Annotated in this window: 22 protein-coding genes; 3 read left to right on the top strand and 19 right to left on the bottom strand. The window is 53.2% G+C overall.

Translation table 11 applies throughout. The annotated features are described in order from the left end of the window. Position 1 precedes the first annotated feature (1 nt). From MJO52_RS06675 to leuC, 14 genes are all read right to left on the bottom strand, one after another. Positions 2–496 carry a CvpA family protein gene (locus MJO52_RS06675; RefSeq protein ID WP_252085170.1) on the bottom strand — a complete coding sequence of 165 codons (495 nt, stop codon included), beginning with the start codon at positions 494–496 and terminating at the stop codon, positions 2–4. Between the two features lie 365 nt (positions 497–861). Further along, a complete protein-coding gene (locus tag MJO52_RS06670) occupies positions 862–1,521 on the bottom strand; it encodes an SPOR domain-containing protein (RefSeq protein ID WP_252085169.1) in 660 nt (219 codons plus the stop codon). Then, positions 1,502–2,773, bottom strand: a complete 1,272-nt coding sequence (gene folC / locus MJO52_RS06665; protein WP_252085168.1) for a bifunctional tetrahydrofolate synthase/dihydrofolate synthase — start codon at positions 2,771–2,773, stop codon at positions 1,502–1,504. The genes MJO52_RS06670 and folC overlap by 20 nt, the downstream gene beginning before the upstream one ends. 83 nt (positions 2,774–2,856) lie before the next feature. Next, on the bottom strand, positions 2,857–3,711 hold the full coding sequence (accD, locus tag MJO52_RS06660; RefSeq protein WP_252085167.1) for an acetyl-CoA carboxylase, carboxyltransferase subunit beta: 855 nt from the start codon (positions 3,709–3,711) through the stop codon (positions 2,857–2,859). A gap of 160 nt (positions 3,712–3,871) precedes the next feature. Next, positions 3,872–4,681: a tryptophan synthase subunit alpha gene (gene trpA / locus MJO52_RS06655; RefSeq protein ID WP_252085166.1), complete on the bottom strand. Its 810-nt coding sequence runs from the start codon at positions 4,679–4,681 to the stop codon at positions 3,872–3,874. A gap of 92 nt (positions 4,682–4,773) precedes the next feature. After that, positions 4,774–5,997 (bottom strand): tryptophan synthase subunit beta, encoded by a 1,224-nt coding sequence (gene trpB / locus MJO52_RS06650; RefSeq protein WP_252085165.1) that lies wholly within the window; start codon positions 5,995–5,997, stop codon positions 4,774–4,776. Between the two features lie 312 nt (positions 5,998–6,309). Further along, positions 6,310–6,921 (bottom strand): phosphoribosylanthranilate isomerase, encoded by a 612-nt coding sequence (locus tag MJO52_RS06645; protein WP_252085164.1) that lies wholly within the window; start codon positions 6,919–6,921, stop codon positions 6,310–6,312. Positions 6,922–7,059: 138 nt separating this feature from the next. Then, a complete protein-coding gene (gene truA, locus MJO52_RS06640) occupies positions 7,060–7,953 on the bottom strand; it encodes a tRNA pseudouridine(38-40) synthase TruA (RefSeq protein ID WP_252085163.1) in 894 nt (297 codons plus the stop codon). Positions 7,954–8,116: 163 nt separating this feature from the next. Then, positions 8,117–11,545, bottom strand: coding sequence for a FimV/HubP family polar landmark protein (locus tag MJO52_RS06635; protein ID WP_252085162.1), 3,429 nt, complete (start codon positions 11,543–11,545; stop codon positions 8,117–8,119). Positions 11,546–11,742: 197 nt separating this feature from the next. Continuing rightward, positions 11,743–12,738, bottom strand: coding sequence for an Asd/ArgC dimerization domain-containing protein (locus MJO52_RS06630; RefSeq protein ID WP_252085161.1), 996 nt, complete (start codon positions 12,736–12,738; stop codon positions 11,743–11,745). A gap of 190 nt (positions 12,739–12,928) precedes the next feature. Then, on the bottom strand, positions 12,929–14,044 hold the full coding sequence (gene asd / locus MJO52_RS06625; RefSeq protein ID WP_252085160.1) for an aspartate-semialdehyde dehydrogenase: 1,116 nt from the start codon (positions 14,042–14,044) through the stop codon (positions 12,929–12,931). 87 nt (positions 14,045–14,131) lie between these two features. Beyond that, positions 14,132–15,190, bottom strand: a complete 1,059-nt coding sequence (leuB, locus tag MJO52_RS06620) for a 3-isopropylmalate dehydrogenase (RefSeq protein WP_435583642.1) — start codon at positions 15,188–15,190, stop codon at positions 14,132–14,134. A 30-nt stretch (positions 15,191–15,220) separates the two neighbouring features. Next, positions 15,221–15,868: a 3-isopropylmalate dehydratase small subunit gene (gene leuD, locus MJO52_RS06615; protein ID WP_252085158.1), complete on the bottom strand. Its 648-nt coding sequence runs from the start codon at positions 15,866–15,868 to the stop codon at positions 15,221–15,223. Beyond that, the gene (gene leuC / locus MJO52_RS06610) at positions 15,868–17,316 is read right to left on the bottom strand and encodes a 3-isopropylmalate dehydratase large subunit (RefSeq protein WP_252085157.1); all 1,449 of its coding nucleotides are present in this window, start codon (positions 17,314–17,316) and stop codon (positions 15,868–15,870) included. The genes leuD and leuC overlap by 1 nt, the downstream gene beginning before the upstream one ends. A gap of 154 nt (positions 17,317–17,470) precedes the next feature. On the opposite strand from leuC, the gene MJO52_RS06605 reads away from it, so the two are divergent. From MJO52_RS06605 to MJO52_RS06595, 3 genes are all read left to right on the top strand, one after another. Beyond that, positions 17,471–18,343, top strand: a complete 873-nt coding sequence (locus MJO52_RS06605; RefSeq protein WP_252085156.1) for a LysR family transcriptional regulator — start codon at positions 17,471–17,473, stop codon at positions 18,341–18,343. 210 nt (positions 18,344–18,553) lie between these two features. Further along, on the top strand, positions 18,554–19,291 hold the full coding sequence (locus MJO52_RS06600) for a TIGR04219 family outer membrane beta-barrel protein (RefSeq protein ID WP_252085155.1): 738 nt from the start codon (positions 18,554–18,556) through the stop codon (positions 19,289–19,291). Positions 19,292–19,528: 237 nt separating this feature from the next. Continuing rightward, positions 19,529–20,581 carry an NAD(P)H-dependent flavin oxidoreductase gene (locus MJO52_RS06595; protein WP_286037010.1) on the top strand — a complete coding sequence of 351 codons (1,053 nt, stop codon included), beginning with the start codon at positions 19,529–19,531 and terminating at the stop codon, positions 20,579–20,581. 11 nt (positions 20,582–20,592) lie between these two features. Here the strand turns inward: MJO52_RS06595 and MJO52_RS06590 are convergent, their stop codons facing one another. The 5 genes from MJO52_RS06590 to MJO52_RS06570 form a co-directional block, all read right to left on the bottom strand. Continuing rightward, complete coding sequence (locus MJO52_RS06590) at positions 20,593–20,961, bottom strand: VOC family protein (RefSeq protein WP_252085154.1); 369 nt, start codon at positions 20,959–20,961, stop codon at positions 20,593–20,595. Positions 20,962–21,107: 146 nt separating this feature from the next. Further along, complete coding sequence (locus tag MJO52_RS06585; RefSeq protein ID WP_252085153.1) at positions 21,108–21,851, bottom strand: sporulation protein; 744 nt, start codon at positions 21,849–21,851, stop codon at positions 21,108–21,110. A 184-nt stretch (positions 21,852–22,035) separates the two neighbouring features. Continuing rightward, positions 22,036–22,374 carry a hypothetical protein gene (locus MJO52_RS06580; RefSeq protein ID WP_252085152.1) on the bottom strand — a complete coding sequence of 113 codons (339 nt, stop codon included), beginning with the start codon at positions 22,372–22,374 and terminating at the stop codon, positions 22,036–22,038. A gap of 170 nt (positions 22,375–22,544) precedes the next feature. Then, on the bottom strand, positions 22,545–22,916 hold the full coding sequence (locus tag MJO52_RS06575) for a VOC family protein (RefSeq protein ID WP_252085151.1): 372 nt from the start codon (positions 22,914–22,916) through the stop codon (positions 22,545–22,547). 380 nt (positions 22,917–23,296) lie between these two features. Then, complete coding sequence (locus MJO52_RS06570; protein ID WP_252085150.1) at positions 23,297–23,899, bottom strand: adenylate kinase; 603 nt, start codon at positions 23,897–23,899, stop codon at positions 23,297–23,299. Positions 23,900–23,912 lie beyond the last annotated feature (13 nt).

The raw sequence follows: 23,912 nt of genomic DNA, 5'->3' as shown, positions 1-23,912 counted from the left end.
ATTAAAATAACTCTACGAAATAGTCCTTCACAGACTTGGCCAGCTCCCGCGCACTGCCCTCAAATTCGAGGAAATGGGGAATTAACACCGACTCACTCCACCAACTATCCTGCTCCACCGGCACCAGTGCCGGAGCCAGAATCAGCAGTGCCATCACCACAATGGCCCCACGCGCCAGACCAAACACCATGCCCAGTACCCTGTCGGTACCCGATAAGCCAGTGGCCTCAACAAAAGCGGAGAGCATCATATTCAAAAGCGCCCCAGCCAGGAGCGTTCCGAAGAACAGAATGGCGAAGGCGGCAATCGCCTGGAGGGATGGGGTGTCGACAAGGTTTGAAAGCAGTGGCGCCAGCTGTTCGCGAAACATCATCGCGACCACAAAAGCGGCAATCCAGGTGAGCAGTGACAGGGTTTCGCGCACGAAACCTCGACTAAGGCCGATAAGTGTGGAGATACCCACAATAGCCAGAATGGTCCAGTCAGCCCAATTCATTCAACCCTACCTGCGTGGCGGCTGCTGCCGCGAAGAGCGCGCATTCTAACTTAAGGGACTAAGCGCGTGAAGCCGTAGACGAATCGATTGGAATTTCCTTTCCAAACTGCAAAACTCCGTAGATTAATCACCTTACGGCAGTGGATTTATGCCAAAAAAAGCGCAGATGAATTGCCCTTTAGACGTGCCTCTGCGTGAGGACAGCCACAGGGCAAACAACCAGAGCAAGAAGTGAAAGAAGCCCGGCCAATATCCCAGCCATCCGCGAAATACTGGCACAAGCTGGATAGGTTGCCGCTACTTTGGTGACCAGACCGGCACACCCTCTTTACCAAAGTGCCAGCCCGCCGCAAGCCACAGAAACCTCAAGCTTTGAAGCGAAGCACCAGGGTTTGCGCCTGCAGTAGTGCGTCCAGCTCCCGCTTAATAGTCTGTGCGTCGGCTTTATTCACTTTCGGCCCTACAAAGACCCGCACAAAGCGCCCCTTATCCGTTTCCACAGCGCGGGTGTACGCGCGATACCCCTCATCCATCAAACGCATGCGCAGCTGCTGTGCACGGGAATCATCTTTGTAGGAAGCCACCTGAACCACCCAGGCCATCGGCTGCCCCTGATCATCAACCAATGGCGATGCCGCCTGCTTGGCAGTATCAACTTCCACTGATGAAGTGGAATCATTTGTATCTTTTCCCTTCTCCGGCTGTGTATCGGAGACAGCAAATTTTGCCGCACCCTCTGCGGGGTTAGAGAACTTCTCGGGTACTTCCGGCTGAAAAATTTCCCCAGCCTTCGGTGCTGGCGCCACACCGGCAACAGGCTCCGGCTGAGCAATCTCAATAGGGCTGATATCCGGCTCAGCCGGGATCTGGCTTACCTCGCTGATATGCCCCTTTGACTCCCGGTCCAGCAGACTTGGCAGGAAAATCACGGCGAGCGCAATCAGCACCAGCGCACCGACAATACGCTGTTTAAAGCCGTCGTTCAGCCGCCCTCTGCGGGAGGCCTTATCCTCGCAATTCTCCATTACCCTCGTCTCGCATCTGCTGCAGAACTTCCGCCACAGTAAAGAAGGATCCATATACAAGCAACCTATCCTGTGGATTGAGGGTTGGCAGCAGTTGCCGCAACCCTTCAGCCACTGTTGGACAGCGACGATCCACATTCGTCTCATCTACCCCAGCTTCTAGCAGACCGGTGCACAGTGCCTCACCCTCTGCGGCACGACCATTTTCCGGCAGCAAGGCCGGGTGCCAACGATCTACCAACTTACGCAGAGGAGCGAATAGACCGACGAGATCTTTATCTTCCATCGCCGCAATCAAGGCGTGGGTCTTCCCCTCCACCGGATTGTCCTTCAACCAAGTAGCCAAGTGTTCAGCCGCCGCCGGATTATGCCCCACATCCAACAGCAAATTTCGCTCACGCCAGTAGACTTGCTGACAGCGCCCTGGCAGGGCTATTTGGGCCAAGGCAGCCTCTACTCCCTCCCGGGGTAGCGCATCCAGAAGCGTCAGCGCGGTAAGCGCAGCAGCAATACTGGGGCGCGGCAAAGTGATATCCGGTATTGACAGAACCAAATCGCCAAAGTGATAAATCTCACTCTCACCACTCGAAGTGATACTGAAATCCTGGCCGATAAAATAACTGGAACTGGCCTGCTTTTCTGACGCAGACAGCACAGATTGGGGTGGAGAGCTATCTGCACAGACAAAAGGAGCCCCGGGACGCAGGATGCCCGCTTTCTCGCGGCCGATGACTTCCCGATCGCTACCAAGCCAATCCTCGTGATCTACTGCCACGCTGGTAATAACCGCCAAGTCGGCATCCACCAAGTTGACTGCATCCAACCGACCACCGAGACCGACTTCCAGCAAAGCATATTGCACCCCCGCGCCCTGGTATAACCACAGTGCAGCCAGGGTAGTGAACTCAAAATAGGTAAGGCTGGTCGCCCCGCGAGCAGCCTCCACCGCGACAAAGGACTCCACCAACTGCTGATCGGATACCTCCTCGCCATTGATGCGTATCCGCTCATTAAAACGCAATAGGTGTGGAGAACTATAAGCGCCGACGGAGTAGCCGGCGCGGCACAAGAGTGCCTCCATAGTCGCTACGCAGGAGCCCTTGCCATTGGTTCCAGCCACGGTAATCACCGTAGGGGCGGGTTTTTGTACCCCCAGGGCAGCTGCAACCGAAGAGACACGCTCAAGACCGAGTTCGATTTCAGAGGGGTGCAACCGCTCCAGGCGGGTGAGCCAATCTTGTAGTGAGGACATAATTGGATAGATCGCTGGTGGGAGGCAGCAGCCAGGCGTTCTTACTGACTGCTCTTAAGGACCTCCGGGGAATTGGGAAATAATTAATTACCGCTCAGTTTACCCAATAAGCGCGAGACGGTGGTACGCATATCCTTGCGTGGAATAATCATATCGATGGCGCCATGTTCCAGTAGAAATTCACTGCGCTGGAAGCCCTTGGGCAACTTCTGGCGGATAGTCTGCTCGATAATATTGGGGCCGGCAAATCCGGCTCGCGCACCTGGCTCGGCCGCATTAATATCACCCAGCAGGGCCAAAGAGGCTGAAACGCCGCCGTACACGGGGTCGGTCATAATGGAGATATAGGGTACTCCCGCCATCTTCATTTTTTCCAACACTGCCGAGGTCTTGGCCATCTGCATCAAAGAGATCAGGGCCTCCTGCATACGCGCCCCACCGGTGGCAGAAAAGCACACCAGCGGAATACGCTGTTCCAAAGCGCGTTGGGCCGCGCGGGTAAAGCGTTCACCCACCACATAGCCCATGGAACCGCCGTGGAAGGCAAATTCGAAGGCCACCGCTACCAGGGGCTCTCCATTCAGGGTGCCTTGCATGGCGATCAGTGCATCTTTTTCACCAGTGGATTTTTGTGCTTGCAAAAGACGGTCTTTGTACTTTTTGACGTCTTTAAACTTCAGGCGATCCACTGGCAACACATCGGTAGCCAGCTCTTCGCGTCCATCTTCATCGAGGAATATATCCAGGCGACGGCGGGCGCCGATGCGCAAATGGTGGTCGCACTTGGGGCACACATCCAGGTTGCGCTCCAGCTCCGGGCGGTAAAGCATGGCGTCACATTTGACACACTTCTTCCATACCCCCTCTGGGACCTTGCTGCTGCCGGCACGTCGCTCGGTGCGAATTACCGCGGGAACAATTTTTTCTAACCAGCTCATCTCGTTTCCAAATCCGGATGCTTTCTGTAGGCCGGTGCATTTTACCGACCGGTGAGTTTCAGGCTACGAATTAAAACACTAAGCTGAACATCAAACTGAGCCAGATCAGCCGCTATTTTTGGTGATCTGGCCAGTTTATCGCTTAAACTTGGGTGAAAGCCTAACGGTCCAGTGCCTGGCGCATCTCGCTGACGATTTCCCCCAGCCTCGCCTTGGCTGCGACTAAGTCCGCAGCTTCATCCACCGCGGACACCAGTACACTGCCCACTACCGCCCCGTCGCCATGGGCACTGACTGAGCGCGCCGAGCTGCCATCTTTGATACCGAAACCCACACACAAGGGCAGATCGGTGAAACGGCGAATATGTTCGAGGTTATCGCGCACTGAATCCAGGTCCAAATGACCAGCACCGGTGACCCCTTTCAGTGAGACGTAATACACAAAACCGCTGGCCAGGCCGGTAATCTCGCGAATACGCTCCTCAGTGGTGGTCGGCGTCAGCAAAAAGATATTGCGCAAATTGCGATCGGCCAATAGCTTGTTGAGCGGACCCGACTCTTCCGCAGGTAAATCCACCGTAAGGGCACCATCAACACCGGCCTCTAGCGCCGCATCGGCAAACTCGCGCTCGCCCATACGCTGGATCGGATTGGCATATCCCATCAGGATAACCGGGGTTTCCGCATCCACCTGGCGGAACTCTTTCACCAACGCCAGGCACTTGCGCAGCGAGGCGCCATTGGCCAGGGCGCGCTCATGCCCCTTTTGGATTACCGGCCCCTCAGCCATGGGATCGGAGAAAGGCACACCCAACTCAATAATATCCGCCCCATTGGCCACCAGCTGGTGCATCAACGGCACGGTATTATCCAGGCCGCCATCACCGGCGACGATATAAGTTACCAAGGCCTTGCGGCCCTCACCGCGCAGTCTCGCAAAGCGGCGATCAATTCTATTTTGTTCTGTCACTGTGTATTCCCTGAGCTACTTCTGGCCTAGTGCCAGCTCACTTGGTCACGATTATTTCGATACGCCCACCCGGGCAGGTGGGCAGAACGCCGCTAAACCTCAATGCCATCGATAGCGGCAACGGTGAAAATATCTTTGTCCCCCCGGCCGGAGAGGTTCACCACGATATTTTGCTCAGGCGCCATTTCAGCCGCGAGCTTCATCGCATAGGCGACCGCATGGCTGGACTCCAAAGCCGGCAGAATACCCTCAGTGCGGGTTAGGCGTCGGAAGGCATCGAGCGCCTCTTTATCATCGGCGGTAACATACTCTACACGGCCGATATCTTTGAGCCAGGCGTGCTCGGGGCCAACACCGGGGTAATCGAGGCCCGCAGAAACGGAGTGGGTTTCGATAATCTGGCCGTCCTCATCTTCCATTAGGTAAGTACGGTTGCCATGCAGAACACCGGGAATACCATCGTTGAGTGGCGCCGCGTGCTTACCGGAGGCCAGGCCTTCACCGCCAGCTTCAACGCCAAACATCTTCACCTCTGAATCATTGAGGAAGGGGTGGAACAGACCAATCGCATTGGAACCACCGCCGACACAGGCCACCAGGGCGTCGGGCAACTGACCAAAGCGCTCCAGACTCTGACGGCGCGCTTCGCGACCGATAATAGAATTGAAATCCCGCACCAATTGCGGATAGGGGTGAGGACCAGCCACTGTACCAATAATGTAAAAAGTATTATCGACATTCGTTACCCAGTCACGCATGGCCTCATTCATGGCGTCTTTGAGGGTCTTGGAGCCGGACTCCACCGGTACGACTTCGGCACCCAACAATTTCATACGGTAGACATTGGGGGACTGGCGTTTGACGTCTTCAGCGCCCATATAAACGGTGCACTGCAACCCCAAACGCGCGGCCACGGTAGCGGTGGCCACACCGTGCTGGCCTGCGCCGGTTTCGGCAATAACACGACTCTTACCGCTGTGCTTGGCCAACAACGCCTGGCCCACGGTGTTATTTACTTTATGTGCACCGGTGTGATTGAGATCTTCGCGCTTAAGCCAGATTCGCGCACCGCCCGCCTGCTCAGTCAGTCGCTCAGCAAGATACAGCGGCGATGGCCTGCCTACGTAGTGCGCCAGATCGTGATCAAAGGCAGCGACGAAATCCGGATCATCTTTCAGGCGACTATACATTGCCTGAAGCTCATCCAGTGCGCTGATCAGCGTCTCCGATACAAAGCGACCGCCGTAGGGACCAAAATGTCCGCTCGCATCCGGGAAGGTGGAAAAATCGATAGCACCTGGCTTACTCACACTCATACTCCGTGGGTCACGTGGTTTTTAAACTATTTGCCTATTTATTAATGCTTGAATAGTTCCTCCTGAACTATTCAAGCATCGCCAGAAAATACTGCCGCAGATGCGTGGATCTGCTGGTATTTACTGGCTCGCGCCGGCAATGCCGGCGGCGGCACTTCCCTGTGCCGCTTTCATCCTATGTAGCGATAGTTCCTCCTGAACTATTCAAGCATCGCCAGAAAATACTGTCGCAGATGCGTGGATTTACTGGCTCGCGCCGACATTGCCGGCAGCGACACATTCTTGTGGCGCTAAAATATTCTGTCTCGCCAGCTAGTTGTTCTTAGCTGCACGAATAAAAGCACTCACTTTTTGTCGATCCTTGATACCCGGCGCCTGCTCTACGCCGCCGCTGACATCCACGCCCAGAGGCCGCGCTGCCGATATTGCTGCAGCAACATTATCCCCTGTCAGTCCACCGGCAAGTACTATGGACCGGCCGCTTTCCTGAGGAACCCTATCCCAGTCAAAAGTCTCACCCGTACCACCGGGAACACCAGGGCGATAGGCATCCAGTAAAAACCCGCGTGCTTTGGGGTGCTCCTGCATTGCTGCGACAACATCCAAGCCCTCCTTCATACGCAGGGCCTTGATATAGGGCCGACGAAACTGTTCGCAGTAACGGGCAGCTTCCTCACCGTGAAATTGCAATAAATTAAGAGGAACCAACCCCAAAGTCTGGTCCACTTCACTCTGGGCAGCATCCACAAACAGGCCGGTCAGGGTAACAAAGGGAGGAACCGCCTCGGCAATCACTGCCGCAACCTGCGGATCGATATAGCGGGGACTCGCCTTGTAGAAAACCAATCCCAGTGCATCCGCACCGGCATCAATCGCCATCAGGGCATCTTCTACACGGGTGATGCCGCAAATTTTCACTTGCATCGCTTAACCTGGAGCCAGCCGAGCGGCCAACAAAAATGAGGGAACGCTGGATACTAGCAGATTGACACCGGGGGCGAAACGCGTGCTATTCAAGTGGCGTAGCAGCCTCACGGCTGCATCGGAAGCAAAAGCTAGCTTTTAAGGCTGTGCAAGCGAGCCGAGCGGCAGAGGCACCAGCAGAGGACCCGGATCACAGCTAGGCAACTGAAACTCCTTCGGGTATTGCACATCCACCAGATACAAACCAAATGGTGGCGCGGTAACTCCACCCGCGGAGCGATCGCGCCTCTCCAGCACTTCTTCCACCCAACTCGAGCTGCGCTCCCCCCGGCCCACCGCCATCAGCACACCGGTAATATTGCGCACCATATGATGCAAGAACGCATTGGCGCTCACTTCCAGCACGATCAGCTGGCCAACACGGGCAATATCCAAGCGGGTAATTTCCCGCACAGGGCTTTTGGCCTGACACTGGGAAGCGCGGAAACTGGTGAAATCCTGGCGGCCAATCAAGTGCTTCGCCCCCTCGCTCATGGCATTCAGATCCAGCGGGTGCTGGGTCCAAGTCACCTCTGACGAACTGTGCGCTGAGCGGGTCGGGGCACAGTGAATCAGATAGCGATAAGTCCGCACATGGGCGGAAAAACGCGCATGAAATTGCGCCGGCATCTCACGAACCCAGCGTACACGCACAGAATCCGGTAACTTGGTATTCACCCCTTGAACCCAGGCGCGCTCCGGGCGCTGGGCACGGGTATCGAAATGAATCACCTGATTGGTGGCATGCACGCCGGCATCAGTGCGCCCAGCACAGATCAGGGTGACCGGCTCTGCCGCAATATTTGACAGGGCACGCTCCAGGTGGGCCTGCACAGTTTCCGCCGCTGACTTCTGCTTTTGAAAACCGTGTAACCGCGCACCGCAGTACTCAACTCCCAGCGCAATACGACGCAACCCCTCGGGCAGTTGCTCGCCAGGGGGAACTTCGCCATTGGCCTTGTAAATATATTCGCGTTCAATTGCCTGCGTCATAACGGCAAAATTACTCTATTGATGCCACCTCAAAGTCGAGGAGAGCGTAAAAAAGCAAAATCCAACAATCTGGATACAAACTGGGGGAAACCGGGAATTCTCCGACAAAATAAAAAAACCTCGCAACCAGTGCGAGGTTTTTTCACGCGGAGTTGAGAAGCGCTTAAACCATGCGCTCCAACAACTCCTCAGCGCGACTCTTATGCTCGCCGCCGCCATCTTGGGCCACTTCTTTGAGAATATCCTTGGCGCCCTCTTTGTCACCCATATCCATATAGGCCTGGGCCAATTCCAGCTTGGTGCCCATCTCATCGCCGCCTTCGAGTAGGCTCAGTTCGGAGTTGAGATCATTTTCCAAGTTGAAATCCAAGCCGGCAAATTCAGACTCGGTCTCCTGCTGCTGAGTGACAACAGCCTCACCCGCTTGCTGCTGGGACTCTTGCTCAGGGAGTCCCTGCGCTTGGTCTGCCGCAGCCTCCAACCCCAAGTCACTTTCGAGGTCCAGACCGGTAGACAGATCCCCATCGGTGGACTCATCAATCAGGGCCAGCTCCTCCTCGAGAGAAAACTCTTCTTCTACTGAAGCCTCATCGAGGGACAGCTCCTCTCCAGTCGCTTCCAGAGAGGCCATATCAAAATCGAGATCCTCTTCCTGGGGCAGGCTATTGGGCACAGTCGTATCCGCTACAGCGGCGCCATCTTCACTCTGCAGAGATTCAGTAGAGGCAAGGTCCCCGGCAATATCATCGAGATTAATACTGTCGAGGTCCAGTTCCCCATCGAACTCTGAACCAATCATATCCAGGTCACTCTCGGAGAAAGTCTCCAGTGAGAGCTCATCCTCGCTACCCGCGCTGGACGTAATATCGAGATCAGCCTCCAGAGAGTCCAGTTCCTGGGCCTCAAGGCTCTCCTCAATTGCCAGGGCCTCATCGGCTTGCGGCTCTTGCGCGGTCTCTTCCATCATGGAGAGATCCAACTCGAAGTCCAGACCACCAATGGAACCACCGGACTTCGCCTTGTCAGCCGCCACTGCAGACTCTTCGAGCTCCGCCACCAACTCGTCGGCACCCACCTCATGGCTCTCAGCGCTATCCAGCGCCAGGGAATCAAGATCCAATTCTGAGGTATCGAAATCAATTGGCGCCAAGCCTGACGCATTCTCGGCGGCAACTTCCTCTACTGGCGAGTCTTGCAATGCCAATTCCGAAGTTTCACCTGTATTCAGATCACCGAGATCCAACTCACCAAGATCGAGGTCGTCGAGGTTTAGCTCTTCATTATTGTTGGACGCCAGCTGGGAACCATCCTGCTCGCTGTCCAAAGCACCATCGAGATCCAAGTCATCAAGGTTGAACTCATTGTCCAGATCGAGGGATTCACCCGCCTCCAGCGCAGGTTCTGTAAAACTATCCACCAAATCGAGAGACAGTTCTTCAGAGGCTAATTCGCCATCTGCTTTCTCACTATCCAGCTTCTCACCGTCCAAGGAGAGATCCATGGTGAGGTCGTCAAGCAGTGAATTGTCGCCATTAAAATCGTCTATAGAGGACTGGGCCGGTTCTGCTGCGGAGAAATCCTGATCCAGTGCAGCGCCGATATCATCCAGTTGCGCCGCTTCCAGTGACTCGCTGGAAAAATCCATCGCCGGGGCTTCAAAGTCTGGAGCATCGGCAATAGTTTCACGCAGGCGCGCGGCGCGGTCGGCCGCAGGGCCATCGCTGATAGCCAGCAATTGGATGTAGTGATCGTCGAACTTCTCAACGTCCTGATTGTGGGCGTAAACTTCCATCAGCATCAGGCGTGCATCTACCACCTGGGGATCTTTTTCCAGGCCCAGCAGCAATTTACTTTCTGCCTCTTCGTACTGCCCAAGGGACAGGTGAATCTCGGCCTCGGAGATGGGGTCATCGGTGCCCACATCACCCAGATCACCGAGGTCGAAAGCGTTATCGGCTTCCATACTCTCTACCGCAGCCAATGTCTCATCAGCTTCAGCGGTCTCTTCCGGCATCACCTGCAGAGATTCCTCTGCGGCCAACTGTTGCTCCAGTTGCTGCTCTGCTTCCTGCTCAGCCTGGCGACGACGCCAAGTAAAGAAGCCAAACAGGCCCACTAGCAAACCAGCGGCACCGATGCCGACCAGTTGCATATTGTCGCCAAGCTTCTCCATCAGGCTGGGCTCGGGCTGGGTCTGAACAGACATTACGCGATTGCGCGACTGCGGTTCAGTTTCAGCGACCTGCGTATCATTCTGTTCTGTTGCGTCATCCAGAGACTCAGCGGCGAGGGACTCGTCCAGCTGCGTCTCATCACTCCCCAGCGTATTATCTGCCAGCTCAGTACTGTCAATATCACTGGTATCAAGAAGCGGATCAGACAATTCGGCTGCGGCTTGCACCGCAAGCATCTCCTCATTGGAAACCTCTACCAAGGCCTCCATGGTATCGATCTGCTCATCGAGTTCGGCGATACGCTCGCGCAGCTCGGTATTTTCCAGCTGCGATTTATCCAGCTCTTCCTCGGCCACCGTCAGGTCGCCTTCCAGCGCCTCACTGTCTTCTGCACCGCTTCCGGAACCCGAAATTACAGACTCATTGTCGCCGGGCGCAGTCAGGCTGACACGCCCCTCAACCTCATTGCTGACAATGCGTTCTTCCTCCACCGGGCGCGCATCCAGCGGCGCACCCGTGGCGACTTCCTCAACACCGCTGCGTTGGCGCCAGGAATCATTCTGTTGGGCGACCTCGGAGATTGCCTCGGTGAGGCTCAGGCTGCGCAGATCCTCACTGTTTGGCAGACGCAGCACAGCACCTTTTTTCAACAGGTTAATATTGCCGTTGATAAAAGCGTCCGGGTTCAGGCGCTGAATCGCCAACATAGTTTGCTGAACGGAAAAATCACGACTCACTCGATTTTCCAGGGCGATCTCCCACAGGGTATCGGCAGAGGAAACCGGACCGTAAACTTGGCTGCTGTCGCCGCTATCTGTGGCAGCGCGCTGCGGCTGACGGCGCACAGGCTCGGGCTGTTGCGCCGCCGGCGTTTCTGCGGGCTGCTCCACTTCAGGCTGGGCAACCGGTTGCTGGGCAGGCTGTACCGAGCGCGGCGCGGGCCTCTGCACCTGGGTGTCGCGGCGTACCTGCTGGCGCTCGCGCTCGGCGGCGCGCACCGGCTGTTGGGCACTGTTTGGTGAAAACGCCGGCAGGTCCATTAAAAGGGTGTATTCACGCAATAAGCGGCCACTGGGCCAGCGGGTTTCCACCAGGAAATTCAGGAAAGGCTCGCGGATTGGTTCGCGGCTGGTAATACGGACCACCGGCTTGCCACCAGAGTAATCCACATCAAAACGCAGTGAAGTGAGTAGGTAAGAGCGTTCCACACCTGCGCGGTCAAATTCATCCGGCCCCGCGAGGCGCACTTTGATCTCAGCATCGTCCAGGCCGCGGGTTTGCAGCAGGCCAATTTCCGCATCGAGTGGCTGATTAAGGGTGGAGTTGAGTTTGATCTCCCCCAGTCCGAGCGCCAGAGCCGCATTGCTTCCCAGTGCACCGACTAGACCAACTGCAAGTGCCAACTTACGCACACGCATATCCGATTCCCTTTATTGTTAGAATCTTCCCAGGGCATCTGAAAAGCGCGCCTTCAGAAAATCCCCATTACTGAACAGTAATCGTTCGACTATTTGACCGCCGTGCAGGCGGCCACCAACCTTGGCGATTATTTCGCCATTTACAGCCGGACCAAAGTTAAGATAACACCTTCACTATGGCGGCTAAGTATTAAGTATCAGTAGTTTTTTAGCAACAAGTGAGCAATTTGTGCACAGTTCATTGCAACGTCTTTGCGCAGATTATCCGACACCGCACAAAGATTTATCTGACGCTTGCCCAAAAGGCTTTGGCGCAGGCGACCGATGATTGTCACGTCACTGCCCACAGCGTTTTCCGCCGAGGGTTGCTCTGCCAACTGAAGGCGCACACCATTGGCTAACAATGCGCGTATTTTTTCCAGGTCCACGTCTTCGCGTAAAACGATACCCAAATTGGCCAGCTGTCCGTGAAACACAGAAACGGTGTTAATGCTGGCATCCACCGCGACGTTATCGCCGAGCAAACGGCGCAAATCGTGTATCAGCGTCAGTTCGCCGAGCGTGTGGCCACTGGCGAGCAGGGCTTCACTGGCACTGAGCTGATTAAACGCGAGGCGGTGCCCAATGGCGGGGTCGACTTCCGCTTCCTGACCACTGAACATACGCGCTGTCTGCGCCGCTGTAGCATCGATGGCGGCTTTACCCAGTGCGGATACAGGCTGATTGAGTTGCACCTGTACACCCTGCAGTTGTTCTGCCAGTGGAAATAGCGCTTCGGCTACCATGGCCGCACCGGCGCTGGGCAATGCCACCAGACGACGCTCTGCGTTAGCCAGTTCCGCCGCATTAAATGCCGGATGGATCAGGGCAACGCTCTCATCGCCGCGGGTATTGTTGGCCGCATCCACCACCCAGGCACCACTGTTTTCAGCGCTGGTCATCGCCGCGTTAATGGCATCGCTGGAGTCCAGCAAAATCACCACCTGCCCCTCAGCAAAAGCGAATTTTTCCAGGGCTTGTACAGAGATACTGCGATTGGCAAACACCTGGGGGTCCACTTCGCGCTCCTCGCTCTCCAGCAAACACAGCTGCTCGGCGGTAATAATTTCCCGCTCCTCCAAGATTTCAAGCAGAGGGGCAAAGGCGGCGTTATCAACACCGACGATGACCAATTCGCGGGCGGCTTCGGACATGGCTATTCACTTCGTTGAGTTGGAAAGGAAAAATGAGGGGGCGATTATACCCGTGGGGAAAAATCGAAAAAGCCGCTATGACAACCAGTAGCGGCTTTTTACTTGATGGGGTTCACAGCTTGGCAAAATGTCCTCTATTAACAAGTGCTGCAATAAGCGCCTCCAGATAACTTATACCAAACTGTACCAGTTACAGCTTACCCAGCAAAATCAGCAATATACGGCGCAGCGGTTCTGCCGCCCCCCAGAGTAATTGATCGCCCACAGTAAAGGCATTCAGGTACTCTGGGCCCATGCTTAACTTGCGCAGGCGCCCCACCGGAATATCCAGCTTGCCGGTAACCGCCGTAGGCGTCAGCTGTTGCAAAGTGGCTTCACGCTCATTGGGTACTACATTGACCCAATCGTTAGCACTGTCCAGCAACTGCTCGATTTCTACCAGCGGCAAATCCTTTTGCAGCTTCACGGTAAAGGCCTGGCTATGGCAGCGCATCGCGCCGATACGCACACAGGTGCCATCTACTGGAATTGGGCTCTGGGTTTGCAGAATCTTGTTGGCTTCCACCTGGGCTTTCCACTCCTCACGGCTCTGGCCATTCTCCAACTGAGTATCAATCCAGGGCAACAGGCTGCCCGCCAGAGGCGCGCCAAATTGCGCAGTGGGGAAATCTGCCGAACGCATGTCCGCAACCACCTTGCGATCGATATCCAAAATGGCGCTGGCAGGGTTTTCCAGCTCTGCTGCCACGCCGTCGCGGATCGCACCCATCTGTGTAATCAGCTCACGCATATTCTTGGCGCCGGCACCGCTGGCGGCCTGGTAGGTCATGGCACTCACCCACTCCACCAGACCGGCCTTGAACAGTCCGCCCAGAGCCATCAGCATCAGACTGACAGTGCAGTTGCCGCCGATAAAATTCTTCTGCCCGACAGCAATTGCGCGGTCGATCACATCGCGGTTGACCGGGTCCAGTACGATTACCGCGTCTTCCTGCATACGCAAGCTGGATGCCGCATCGATCCAATAGCCCTGCCAGCCGGCCTCGCGCAGGCGAGGGAAAACCTCTTTGGTGTAATCACCGCCCTGGCAACTGACAATGGCATCCAGCCCTGCCAGCGCATCAATATCGTAGGCATCTGCAAGTGGCGGCAGATCGGGGCCAATATCCGGCGCCTTGCCGCCAGCATTAGAGGTGGAGAAGAAGATCGGTTCAGCGATATGCGCAAAGTCATCCTCGGCGCTCATGCGTTCCAGTAATACCGAGCCGACCATTCCACGCCAGCCGATAAAACCTATTTTCTGCATTGCTTTGTCCTGTTAGTGATGTGATCAGCGTGCGCCACCGAGAAAGCGGCGCGATAGTAAAAAAGGTAAATGTGTGACGCCGCGTGCTTACAGCGCGGCGACAACAGCGGCACCCATCTCCGCTGTGGAAACTTTACGGCAACCTTCTGTGTAAATATCAGCGGTACGCAGCCCCTGTTCCAGTACCTCACTTACCGCAGCCTCAATGGCATCCGCCGCCTCACCCATATTCAGGGAGTAACGCAACATCATCGCCGCAGACAGGATAGTGGCCAGGGGGTTGGCAATGCCCTGCCCGGCAATATCCGGGGCGGAGCCATGACAGGGTTCATACAGACCAAAACCATTTTCGTTCAGGGAGGCAGAAGGCAGCATTCCGATAGAACCGGTGAGCATGGCAGCGGCATCGGAGAGGATATCACCGAACATATTGCCGGTTACCATGACATCGAACTGCTTGGGAGCACGCACCAACTGCATCGCGGCATTGTCAACGTACATATGCGACAGCTCCACATCCGGATACTCCGGCGCCAGGCGGTCCAGCACTTCGCGCCAGAGCACGGTGACTTCCAATACATTCGCTTTATCGACGGAGCAGAGCTTGCCATTGCGCTTTTGCGCCGCTTCAAATGCGGAGCGCGCGATACGCTCGATTTCCGATTCGCTGTACACGTAGGTGTTGTAACCCTGGCGCTCACCATTTTCCAGGGTGCGAATTCCGCGGGGCTCACCAAAATAAATTCCACCGGTGAGTTCGCGCACAATCAGAATATCCAGCCCAGCCACCACCTCCGGCTTGAGCGAAGAGGCGTCGGCCAGTTGCGGATAGAGAATGGCCGGGCGCAGATTGGCATAGAGGCCAAGCCCGCTGCGAATTTTCAGCAACCCCTTTTCCGGACGAATTTCACGCGCCAGGGTATCCCACTGGGGCCCACCGACAGCGCCGAGTAATACCGCATCACATTCGCCTGCGGCCTTGAGCGTTTCGTCGGTGAGGGGCTCGCCGTGCGCATCGATGGAGGCACCACCAATCAGACCCTGCTCAAAGCTAAGGCCCAAATGGTATTTACCGGATACGACCTCCAGCACTGCCATGGCCTGTTCAACAATTTCCGGGCCAATGCCGTCACCCGGCAAGATCATCACTTTCTTTGTCACAGGAATTTCCTTTAATTATTGAACCGCATCGAAAAGCCACGGGGCTTTTTCTCGTCGAGCCGCCTCATAGGAGCGGATATCATCAGCGTGCTCCAGGGTCAGGCCTATATGATCGAGGCCATTGATCAGACAGTGCTTGTGGAAGGCATCTACCTCGAAGGCAATCGCCTCACCACAGGGCTTATGTATATGCTGCTGCTCAAGGTCGACCGTGAGCGTGTAACCTTCCTGCGCGTGAGTTTCCTCGAACAGGCGGTGCACGACCTCTTCTGGCAAAACGATTGGCAGCAACCCATTTTTAAAGCAGTTGTTAAAGAAAATATCGGCAAAACTGGGTGCAATGATTGCACGAAAACCATGGTCTTCCAGCGCCCAGGGGGCGTGCTCACGGCTGGAGCCGCAGCCAAAATTTTCCCGCGCCAGCAACACCGAGCCCCCCTCATAACGGGGGAAGTTCAGAGGAAAATCCGGGTTGATCGGGCGGTTCGAGCAGTCCTGGCCAGGAAAACCCTCATCCAGATAGCGCAATTCATCAAACAAATTGGGGCCGAAGCCAGTGCGCTTGATAGACTTCAGAAACTGCTTGGGAATAATCAGATCTGTATCGACATTGGCGCGATCCATAGGCACTACGAGGCCCTGGTGCTGGGTAAATGCTCTCATCAGGCCATCTCCTCTTGCGCTTGCACTGGTGCCATCTCGCGCACATCAACAAAGTGTCCGGCAATCGCCGCCGCAGCTGCCATCGCTGGGCTAACCAGATGCGTGCGACCGCCGTAACCCTGGCGCCCTTCAAAGTTGCGGTTAGAAGTGGAGGCGCAGTGCTCTCCAGCTCCTAATTTGTCCGCATTCATTGCCAGACACATAGAACAGGAGGGCTCGCGCCACTCGAAACCGGCTTCGACAAAAATTTCGTGCAGCCCCTCGCGCTCCGCCTGGGCCTTGACCGCCTGGGAGCCCGGTACAATCAATACCTGCTTAACACTGTCGGCCTTGCTGCGGCCCTTGGCTACAGCGGCTGCTGCGCGCAGGTCTTCAATACGGGAATTGGTACAGGAGCCGATAAAGACACGGTCAAGGCGAATATCACTGATCTTCTGCCCGGCACTCAGACCCATATACTCTAAAGCTCTCAGCATGCCGGTACTCTTGGTGGCATCGGTTTCAGCGGCGGGGTCCGGCACACTGGCGCTGATGGGCACAACCATTTCCGGCGAAGTCCCCCAGCTCACCTGGGGCTCAATTTCCTCACCTTGTAGTACTACAACCTGATCAAAATCCGCATCGTCATCGGAGTGCAGATGACGCCAGGCCTCAACTGCCCGATTCCACTGTTCGCCTTTTGGCGCGTAGGGCTTGCCTTTCACGTAATCGAGGGTGATCTGGTCTACCGCCACCATGCCCGCGCGGGCACCGGCTTCGATAGCCATATTGCACACGGTCATGCGACCTTCCATGGACATCTTGCGGATGACTTCGCCACCGAACTCAATGGCATAGCCGGTACCACCGGCAGTACCGATCTTGCCGATAATTGCCAGTACCACATCTTTGGCAGTAACACCGGGAAACAGAGTCCCATCCACACGCACCAGCATATTCTTCATCTTGCGCTGGATCAGGCACTGGGTGGCCATTACATGCTCCACCTCTGAGGTGCCAATACCGTGGGCCAAAGCCCCCAGAGCACCATGGGTAGAGGTGTGGGAATCACCGCATACTACGGTCATCCCCGGTAGAGTGGCGCCGGTTTCCGGGCCAATCACATGCACAATACCCTGCCCCGGCTCGTTGATACCGAACTGCACCACGTCGAAATCCCGGCAGTTCTCATCCAGGGTCTGCACCTGAATACGGGAGATATCATCGCGGATACCACTGACACCGGCGGCGCGTTCAGCGCTTTCGGATGGCACATTGTGATCGGGAGTAGCGACCAGGGAGTCCCTGCGCCAGGGTTTGCGGCCAGCCAGGCGCAGCCCTTCAAAGGCCTGGGGGGAAGTCACCTCATGAATCAGATGACGATCGATATATATCAGTGCGGAGCCATCGTCACGGGTCTTGATCAGGTGGTCCTGCCAGAGTTTGTCGTAGAGTGTTTGCCCTGCCACAGCCGTTCCTCTCAATAATTGTGACCCCGAGTCTAACTAGGCCTGGAAAATAACACCAATTTATATTTATTATTCAATCTATTCCTTTATGGAATTTGAACTTTACTCTGAGGCGCTACTGTGGCCAGAGTTCCCTTATTAGGAGGTATACCGATTGGAAATTCAGTGGTTGAGGGCATTTCTGGCAATTGCCGAGCAGGGCTCGGTATCCGGGGCTGCTGAACAGCTGCACCTGACCCAGCCCGCGGCTAGTAAGCGCCTCGCAGCCCTGGAGCAGCAGTTGCAGGCCCCGCTATTTGACCGCATCGGCCGGCGCCTGCAACTAACCGATGCCGGGCGCGCCCTACTGCCCCGTGCTCGCCATATCCTCAACGAAATCAGCGATACCGAGCAAGAGTTGCGCGCCCTGGGCAATAATGTCAGCGGCAGCCTGCGTATCGCCACCAGCCACCATGTGGGCCTGCACCATCTGCCGCCAGTGCTGAAGGAATTCAGCAATCGCTACCCACAGGTTGCCCTGGATATCGACTTTGTAGATTCTGAGCAGGCCTACGAAGCCCTAATGGCCGCCAAGTACGAACTGGCCGTAGTTACCCTGGCCCTCAAGGATTACCCCCACCTAAACGCACAAGTCATCTGGCCAGACCCTTGTGTGGTAGTGGCTGCACCCGGCCACCCACTCACCAGAATCCCTGAGCTGGAACTGGCTGACCTAGCCAACTACCCCGCGATCTTGCCGGATCTCAACACCTATACCGGGCGGCTGATCAAGCGGGAGTTCGACGCCTTGGGCTTAAAGCTCACCGCCAAGCTCGCCACCAATTTTTTGGAGACGATCAAAATGATGGCCTGTGTCGGACTGGGCTGGAGCGTTTTACCCCAAACCTTGGTGGATGAGAGTTTGGCGGTATTACCGGTAAAAAAATTGCAGGTCCTGCGTAACCTCGGCGTAATCAGCCATCGTGGCCGCACGCTCAGCAATGCTGCCAGCGCACTGCAGCAGATGCTTTTTGAAGCAAACCCGTGAATTTCTATTTGGCAATTGGTTGATCGAGATTCCTTCTAAATTCATGCCACTTTTCTGACATGACTTCACACTTTTTCAAGGAAACAGAAACATCTTATAAACGTCAGTTCGCTCTATTGGCCGACAAATTTGTAAAAATGTGCAACTTACAGCAACAGAAAAAAAATAACCCTGTACACTCCGCGACAAATTTATCACGGAGAGAAGCTCATGAAGAAATCTGCTATTGCACTCTGCGCCCTTCTCGGCAGCGCTACCGCCAACGCGGATACAGTTCTCGGTTTTGATGCCAGCATCGGTGCCTGGCTGCCAAATTACAACGGGGATATTGGTAAAGATGATTTCAATGTAGATGAGCTTTCCCTCAGCGAGGACCACATCACCTTTATCCAGGCCGCACTGGAGCACCCGATCCCCTTAGTACCCAATATCATGCTTGCACACAGCAACATTGATACCGATGGCAGCGCTGAACTGCAAAGCACTGTGACTTTCGACGATGAAACCTTCCAGATCGGCGCAACCATCAACACCGATCTCGACCTCACCCATACCGACGCCACCTTCTACTATGAAATTCTGGATAACTGGGTAAATCTGGACTTGGGAATTACCGCGCGTAAGTATGACGGTGAGTTTATCGCCATTAGTGAAGACCGCGCCGAAAATATCCAGCTAACTGGCTACCTGCCAATGGCTTACGGAATGGCCCGGTTTGACTTGCCATTTAGCGGCTGGTCCATTATTGCTCAGGGCAATGGCACAGCTTATCGCGGCGATACCCTCACAGATTTCACTGCAAAAGTTCGCTGGGATTTCGTACCTGCTGTGGACCTGGCGATTGAGGCCGGCTACCGCGTAATGACCTTAAACCTCGATGAGCTGGATGACCTGCAAAGCGATATTGAAATCAAAGGGGCCTATATTGGTCTCAACCTGCACCTGTAAGCCCAAGCCCTGAATCATTCACATCGATTCGCAAATTACTTCCGGCACGCTATAGCTAGCGCGCCGGAATTCCCCTAAGGTGGGTTCATCATTTCGCTCCTTGAGATACCGCAATGCGAAGCACGAGCCTCTCTCAACATCACCGCTTAATATCCCGCTAGGTATTCCTGAGGGCCGCAGAAACACAGTAAACTCTCCAGAGTTTCCTTTGAGCATGAACAGCGAGGCGAGCGGGCAGTGCAACCTTTTCTGCAAACACTAGGAATTTCCCACCCCATTCTTCAAGCACCAATGGCCGGTGTATCTACCCCTGAATTGGCTGCGGCCGTCTCCAATGCGGGCGGACTCGGCGCCATCGGGCTCGGCCCCTACTCCCCGCAAAAAGCCGCCGAAAAAATCCAACAAACCCGTGCACTTACTCAGCACCCTTTCAACGTCAATGTCTTTTGTCATCAACCTGCAGTTGCAGATGCCCAACGTGAGGACACCTGGCTCAATTTCCTGGCTCCGTATCTCTCAGAATTAGGGGCAACACCTCCACAAACATTACACGAACCCTACCCAAGCTTTCTTGGCAACCGCGAGATGCTTGAGATGCTCCTGCAGGAAAAGCCCGCCGTGGTAAGCTTTCATTTCGGATTGCCCGATCAAGCCACAATCAATGCTTTAAAAAATGCTGGTATCATCCTGATTGCCACCGCTACAACCCCAGAGGAAGCAAAATCCGCAGAAGAAGCGGGAATGGATGCCTTAATTGCTCAAGGTATAGAAGCCGGTGGCCATAGAGGGGTGTTTGTACCTGAGGAAGACCGGGAAATAGGTACACTCGCTTTGGTTCGCCTGCTTTGCTGCCAAAGCAACCTGCCTATTATTGCTGCAGGAGGCATTATGGATGGAGCCGGAATACATGCGGCTCTTTCCCTCGGCGCCAGTGCTGTGCAAATGGGAACCGCATTTATACTTTGCCCAGAGTCCGCCGCTGACGAAAACTACCGAAAAGCACTTAAAAGTGAGCACGCCCATAACACTGCTGTTACTGCGAATATCTCTGGGCGCCCTGCTCGCGGTATCTCCAACCGCTTTTACACTGATCTAAACCACAACGCCCCGACAAGACCTGATTACCCAATCTGCTACAGTGCTGGCAAAGCGCTCGCCAACGCTTCAAGTGCAGCAGGCAATGATAGCTTTGCCGTGCAATGGGCCGGCCAGGGAGCCCCTCTATGCCGGGCACTACCCGCAGCGGAGCTGATTACTACCCTGGTGGCCGAACTGGAAGCCACAAAATAAGCTGAAGGGCATCAGCGGGAAAAGATCGCTATCTTATTTCCATCCAGATCGCGGAAATAAGCCCCATAGAAGGCTCCAGGGTCTCTATGGCCAGGTTCACCTTCGCTAACAGCACCCAAGCTAAGAGCCATAAAATAAATCCGATCAACCTCCTTTTTATTTTCGGCTTTAAGAGCAACCATAGTGCCATTACCAAAGTTGGCAGATTCATTATTGAACGGCACAGTGAGCGCGAGTTTCGTAGAGGAGTTGAGAAATTCCCAAAAGACCACTGTACGAGACGCATAAATCTCCTTACCCCTAAGTAAGCTAATTAACCGGCCATAAAAACTGCGAGTCTGCTCCAGATTATTGGTACCAAGTGAAATATGTGAAATCACTACAATCACTCCTGTTTAGGGTAATTGACGTAAGATATTGTTTTTAGGAGCAGCGAATCAAAATATAGCCGGGCTATTACCCGGCAACATTTTGTTTATTGTTGATCATCTGAGGCTATCGCCCGAAAGTTACATAACAATCGAGGTCAGCGGGAGAGAATTGCTTCAACCGCAGTTTGAACCTCATTATCACCAGCATTGATACCGAGGCAGAAAGACCGATATTCATCACCGCTCCCGCCAAACCTACGGTCAATCTCAGCCAGGCAATGCACCATTTCACCATCCAAAATAAATGAAAGCTCTATTTCCTTCGCCCCGAAGAAGCCACCACCCTTAAATTCAATTTCTTGGTAGCACCCAGATTTAGAAGAGAAAGCGCCCCCATTCAAATAGCCCTTTTCAACATCTGTCTTCACCAAATCAAAGCCTTCGCTCTCAATCATTGCAATAATAGACTGCACCACCGGCAAGGGCTTTATTTCCAGGTAATCTCGATCCTTAGGGTCAATGGCAAAATCAATATCCAGTGCCGTTTCTAACCAAACCCGGCATTGATTCTTTCGAGCCACCAATGCAGTGATGGGTGTCTCATCGTTTAGTTTGAATTCAAAGGGAATCTCTCTACCCTCACCAGCACCAATGGTAAATGGCTCCATAATTCTTACAGCGCTCAAAATCATGTTGACATGGCTAGTACCATTGTCATTTTCAACTTTCACTTCGGTACAAAGCTTTAAGTTAATAGCTTCAATCGCCTGTTCAATATCACCCCCCTGAACATGGACATTCCCCGTGATTAGCCCTCCCTGAAATACACTCGCGCTTTCCAGTACCGTATCAACCTTAGCCGCACCAATTCCCAGAGAGGCCTTTAACTTCTGCAACATAATTTCTACCAACAATTAAAACTCATCGACCAATACTAAACACAGTACCTACGATAAAACAAGTAGGATCACACAGGTGGAGCATAGCGGCAGAAAAAGTCTTCCTTAGCCTAATAATGATTACTCTGCATATTCACTTAAATAAATAACACCTCAAATAAGAATAGAAACCAATGAAAAACTATCATCTACGAATAAAACCGATCATCAGATAAAATAAACTATCAACAACTAGCACAACCAAGAAAACGAAAAGGCCATATAAAAATGACCGCCCCCAAGATAAATCAAACTGCAGACGCAACATAAACAAGGGCACGATAAAATACAAAAGCGCTAGCGGAACCAAAAAACGCTTGTCAACTCCAATTATTCCAGCTCCAATATTGGCCAATAAGATCAGCAGTGCTGGCACAAGAACAAAAGCTATAGATGCAAACCCATCCAACCCTCGATTTTTACCCCGCTCAAGGAACTTTAACAAGATAAAAACCACACCTGCCGATATCAATACTTGAAGCATAAATTTCTCCACCTATGTATTCAAAAGCAGCATATTGACTGGCCCTTAGCGCACCACAATAAACCCCAATATACATTCGAAAAAATCACACGGACAATAAAAGCGCAGGTAAATCTTTCACATATATGGACAGTGTATTGAGTTCACATTAACCCCACAAAAAGTAGCATTTAGTCCGCAGAAGATACACGGATAACATGACCATCAGGATCCTTAACCAAGAAGGTCTCGCCAAAGACATCTGTATATAAGTCTTTATATATATTTATCCCAGCATCAGCCTTCCACTCTTTATAAAGCTCTTTCACTTCGGTATCAGTCTCAAGATTAATACCAATCTCTGCAAATCTTGGTGACTCATGCTCTGGAGACTCGCCACCTGACCAAATAGCAAAATCCGCAACCCCATCAACCTTAAAAACTACATATCTAGGGCTTACAAAGTAGGGTTCAAAATTAAATAAATTCTGATAGTATTCAGCAGAGTGCTGTATATCCGAAACATAAATTAACTGTAAATTTGGCTTCCTGATCTTTATCATGAATACATACCTTTAGTTGTGATTCCAAAACATCCGAAATAAACATGTAACAGACAATTCTGCATTAAGCGTACTATAAATACAATGTATACTCTATCTGGAATTATATAGAAATCACATGAAAAAAGGGCTAGTTAAATCAACATTTATAAAACATAAGTTAAGACTCAGAAAATCCAAGCAATCGTTTTCATTAATTTTATAAGTTTCATCACTTTAAAATTTGAAAACTGATAAATGAATATTCCTACTGACCACCTCAGACTTACCCACAGATGTCGCTTCAAACTCAACCAGAAGCTTACTGAAGGAAAAAAAATCGACACTTTCAGAAAATCCGGATATAGAATTTTTTGTACCACATTACTAAATGTGATTTATTACACATTTTTCTCAACGAAGCTATTTAACTCAGAAATCGATCGAATAACATACAACTTTTTATTTGCCGATAGCTTTTTCAACCTTTGTAAAAATCTATCATTCCAAAATTTTGGGCAGAACTTTAATATTTTATAGCTCTCAAGCGTTCCCTTTAAAATGGAACTCCCTTTAGGCCAGCCTTCTGGTTTCTTAAACATTCCTGTAAAGAGCCGCTTCGTCACCAACCAATAGGTAACAAAGTAAGGTAAATCTATATAAATAAGCGTATCGGCTTCGTCTAAACGCATATTAAAAGAATCCAATGAGCTTATTGGCCCAAAGCCTTCAATAATCCACTCTTCGGAAGCGAGAATGCTCCAGTGAGTCTCTTCATAGCTATGAAGATCTACCTCTTGACCACTCTGCTGATATAAAATGGAATCTAAAGCATACAATTTTATACCCGTTACTGACGCTAGCTTTTTACCTAAAGTAGATTTCCCATTAGCTGGCTTGCCAAAGATTGCTATTTTTTTCATTCCAGCTCCTTCATCTAGTGCAACCCCCAAAGGCAGAAACAAAAAACCCGCCTCTTGGCGGGTTTGATAAATTAGCAACACATCAACAATCCCA

It is taken from the genome of Microbulbifer variabilis (genome assembly GCF_023716485.1).
GTDB lineage: Bacteria > Pseudomonadota > Gammaproteobacteria > Pseudomonadales > Cellvibrionaceae > Microbulbifer > Microbulbifer variabilis_B.
The sequence above is the reverse complement of the archived record's forward strand: the minus strand, read 5'-3'. Positions and strand labels throughout refer to the sequence as shown.

Coding starts and splice junctions, on each gene's coding strand:
- MJO52_RS06675 (WP_252085170.1), bottom strand. CDS start 496: ATGAATTGGGCTGACTGGACCATTCTGGCTATTGTGGGTATCTCCACA.
- MJO52_RS06670 (WP_252085169.1), bottom strand. CDS start 1,521: ATGGAGAATTGCGAGGATAAGGCCTCCCGCAGAGGGCGGCTGAACGAC.
- folC (WP_252085168.1), bottom strand. CDS start 2,773: ATGTCCTCACTACAAGATTGGCTCACCCGCCTGGAGCGGTTGCACCCC.
- accD (WP_252085167.1), bottom strand. CDS start 3,711: ATGAGCTGGTTAGAAAAAATTGTTCCCGCGGTAATTCGCACCGAGCGA.
- trpB (WP_252085165.1), bottom strand. CDS start 5,997: ATGAGTGTGAGTAAGCCAGGTGCTATCGATTTTTCCACCTTCCCGGAT.
- MJO52_RS06645 (WP_252085164.1), bottom strand. CDS start 6,921: ATGCAAGTGAAAATTTGCGGCATCACCCGTGTAGAAGATGCCCTGATG.
- truA (WP_252085163.1), bottom strand. CDS start 7,953: ATGACGCAGGCAATTGAACGCGAATATATTTACAAGGCCAATGGCGAA.
- MJO52_RS06635 (WP_252085162.1), bottom strand. CDS start 11,545: ATGCGTGTGCGTAAGTTGGCACTTGCAGTTGGTCTAGTCGGTGCACTG.
- MJO52_RS06630 (WP_252085161.1), bottom strand. CDS start 12,738: ATGTCCGAAGCCGCCCGCGAATTGGTCATCGTCGGTGTTGATAACGCC.
- asd (WP_252085160.1), bottom strand. CDS start 14,044: ATGCAGAAAATAGGTTTTATCGGCTGGCGTGGAATGGTCGGCTCGGTA.
- leuB (WP_435583642.1), bottom strand. CDS start 15,190: ATGATCTTGCCGGGTGACGGCATTGGCCCGGAAATTGTTGAACAGGCC.
- leuD (WP_252085158.1), bottom strand. CDS start 15,868: ATGAGAGCATTTACCCAGCACCAGGGCCTCGTAGTGCCTATGGATCGC.
- MJO52_RS06600 (WP_252085155.1), top strand. CDS start 18,554: ATGAAGAAATCTGCTATTGCACTCTGCGCCCTTCTCGGCAGCGCTACC.
- MJO52_RS06585 (WP_252085153.1), bottom strand. CDS start 21,851: ATGTTGCAGAAGTTAAAGGCCTCTCTGGGAATTGGTGCGGCTAAGGTT.
- MJO52_RS06580 (WP_252085152.1), bottom strand. CDS start 22,374: ATGCTTCAAGTATTGATATCGGCAGGTGTGGTTTTTATCTTGTTAAAG.
- MJO52_RS06575 (WP_252085151.1), bottom strand. CDS start 22,916: ATGATAAAGATCAGGAAGCCAAATTTACAGTTAATTTATGTTTCGGAT.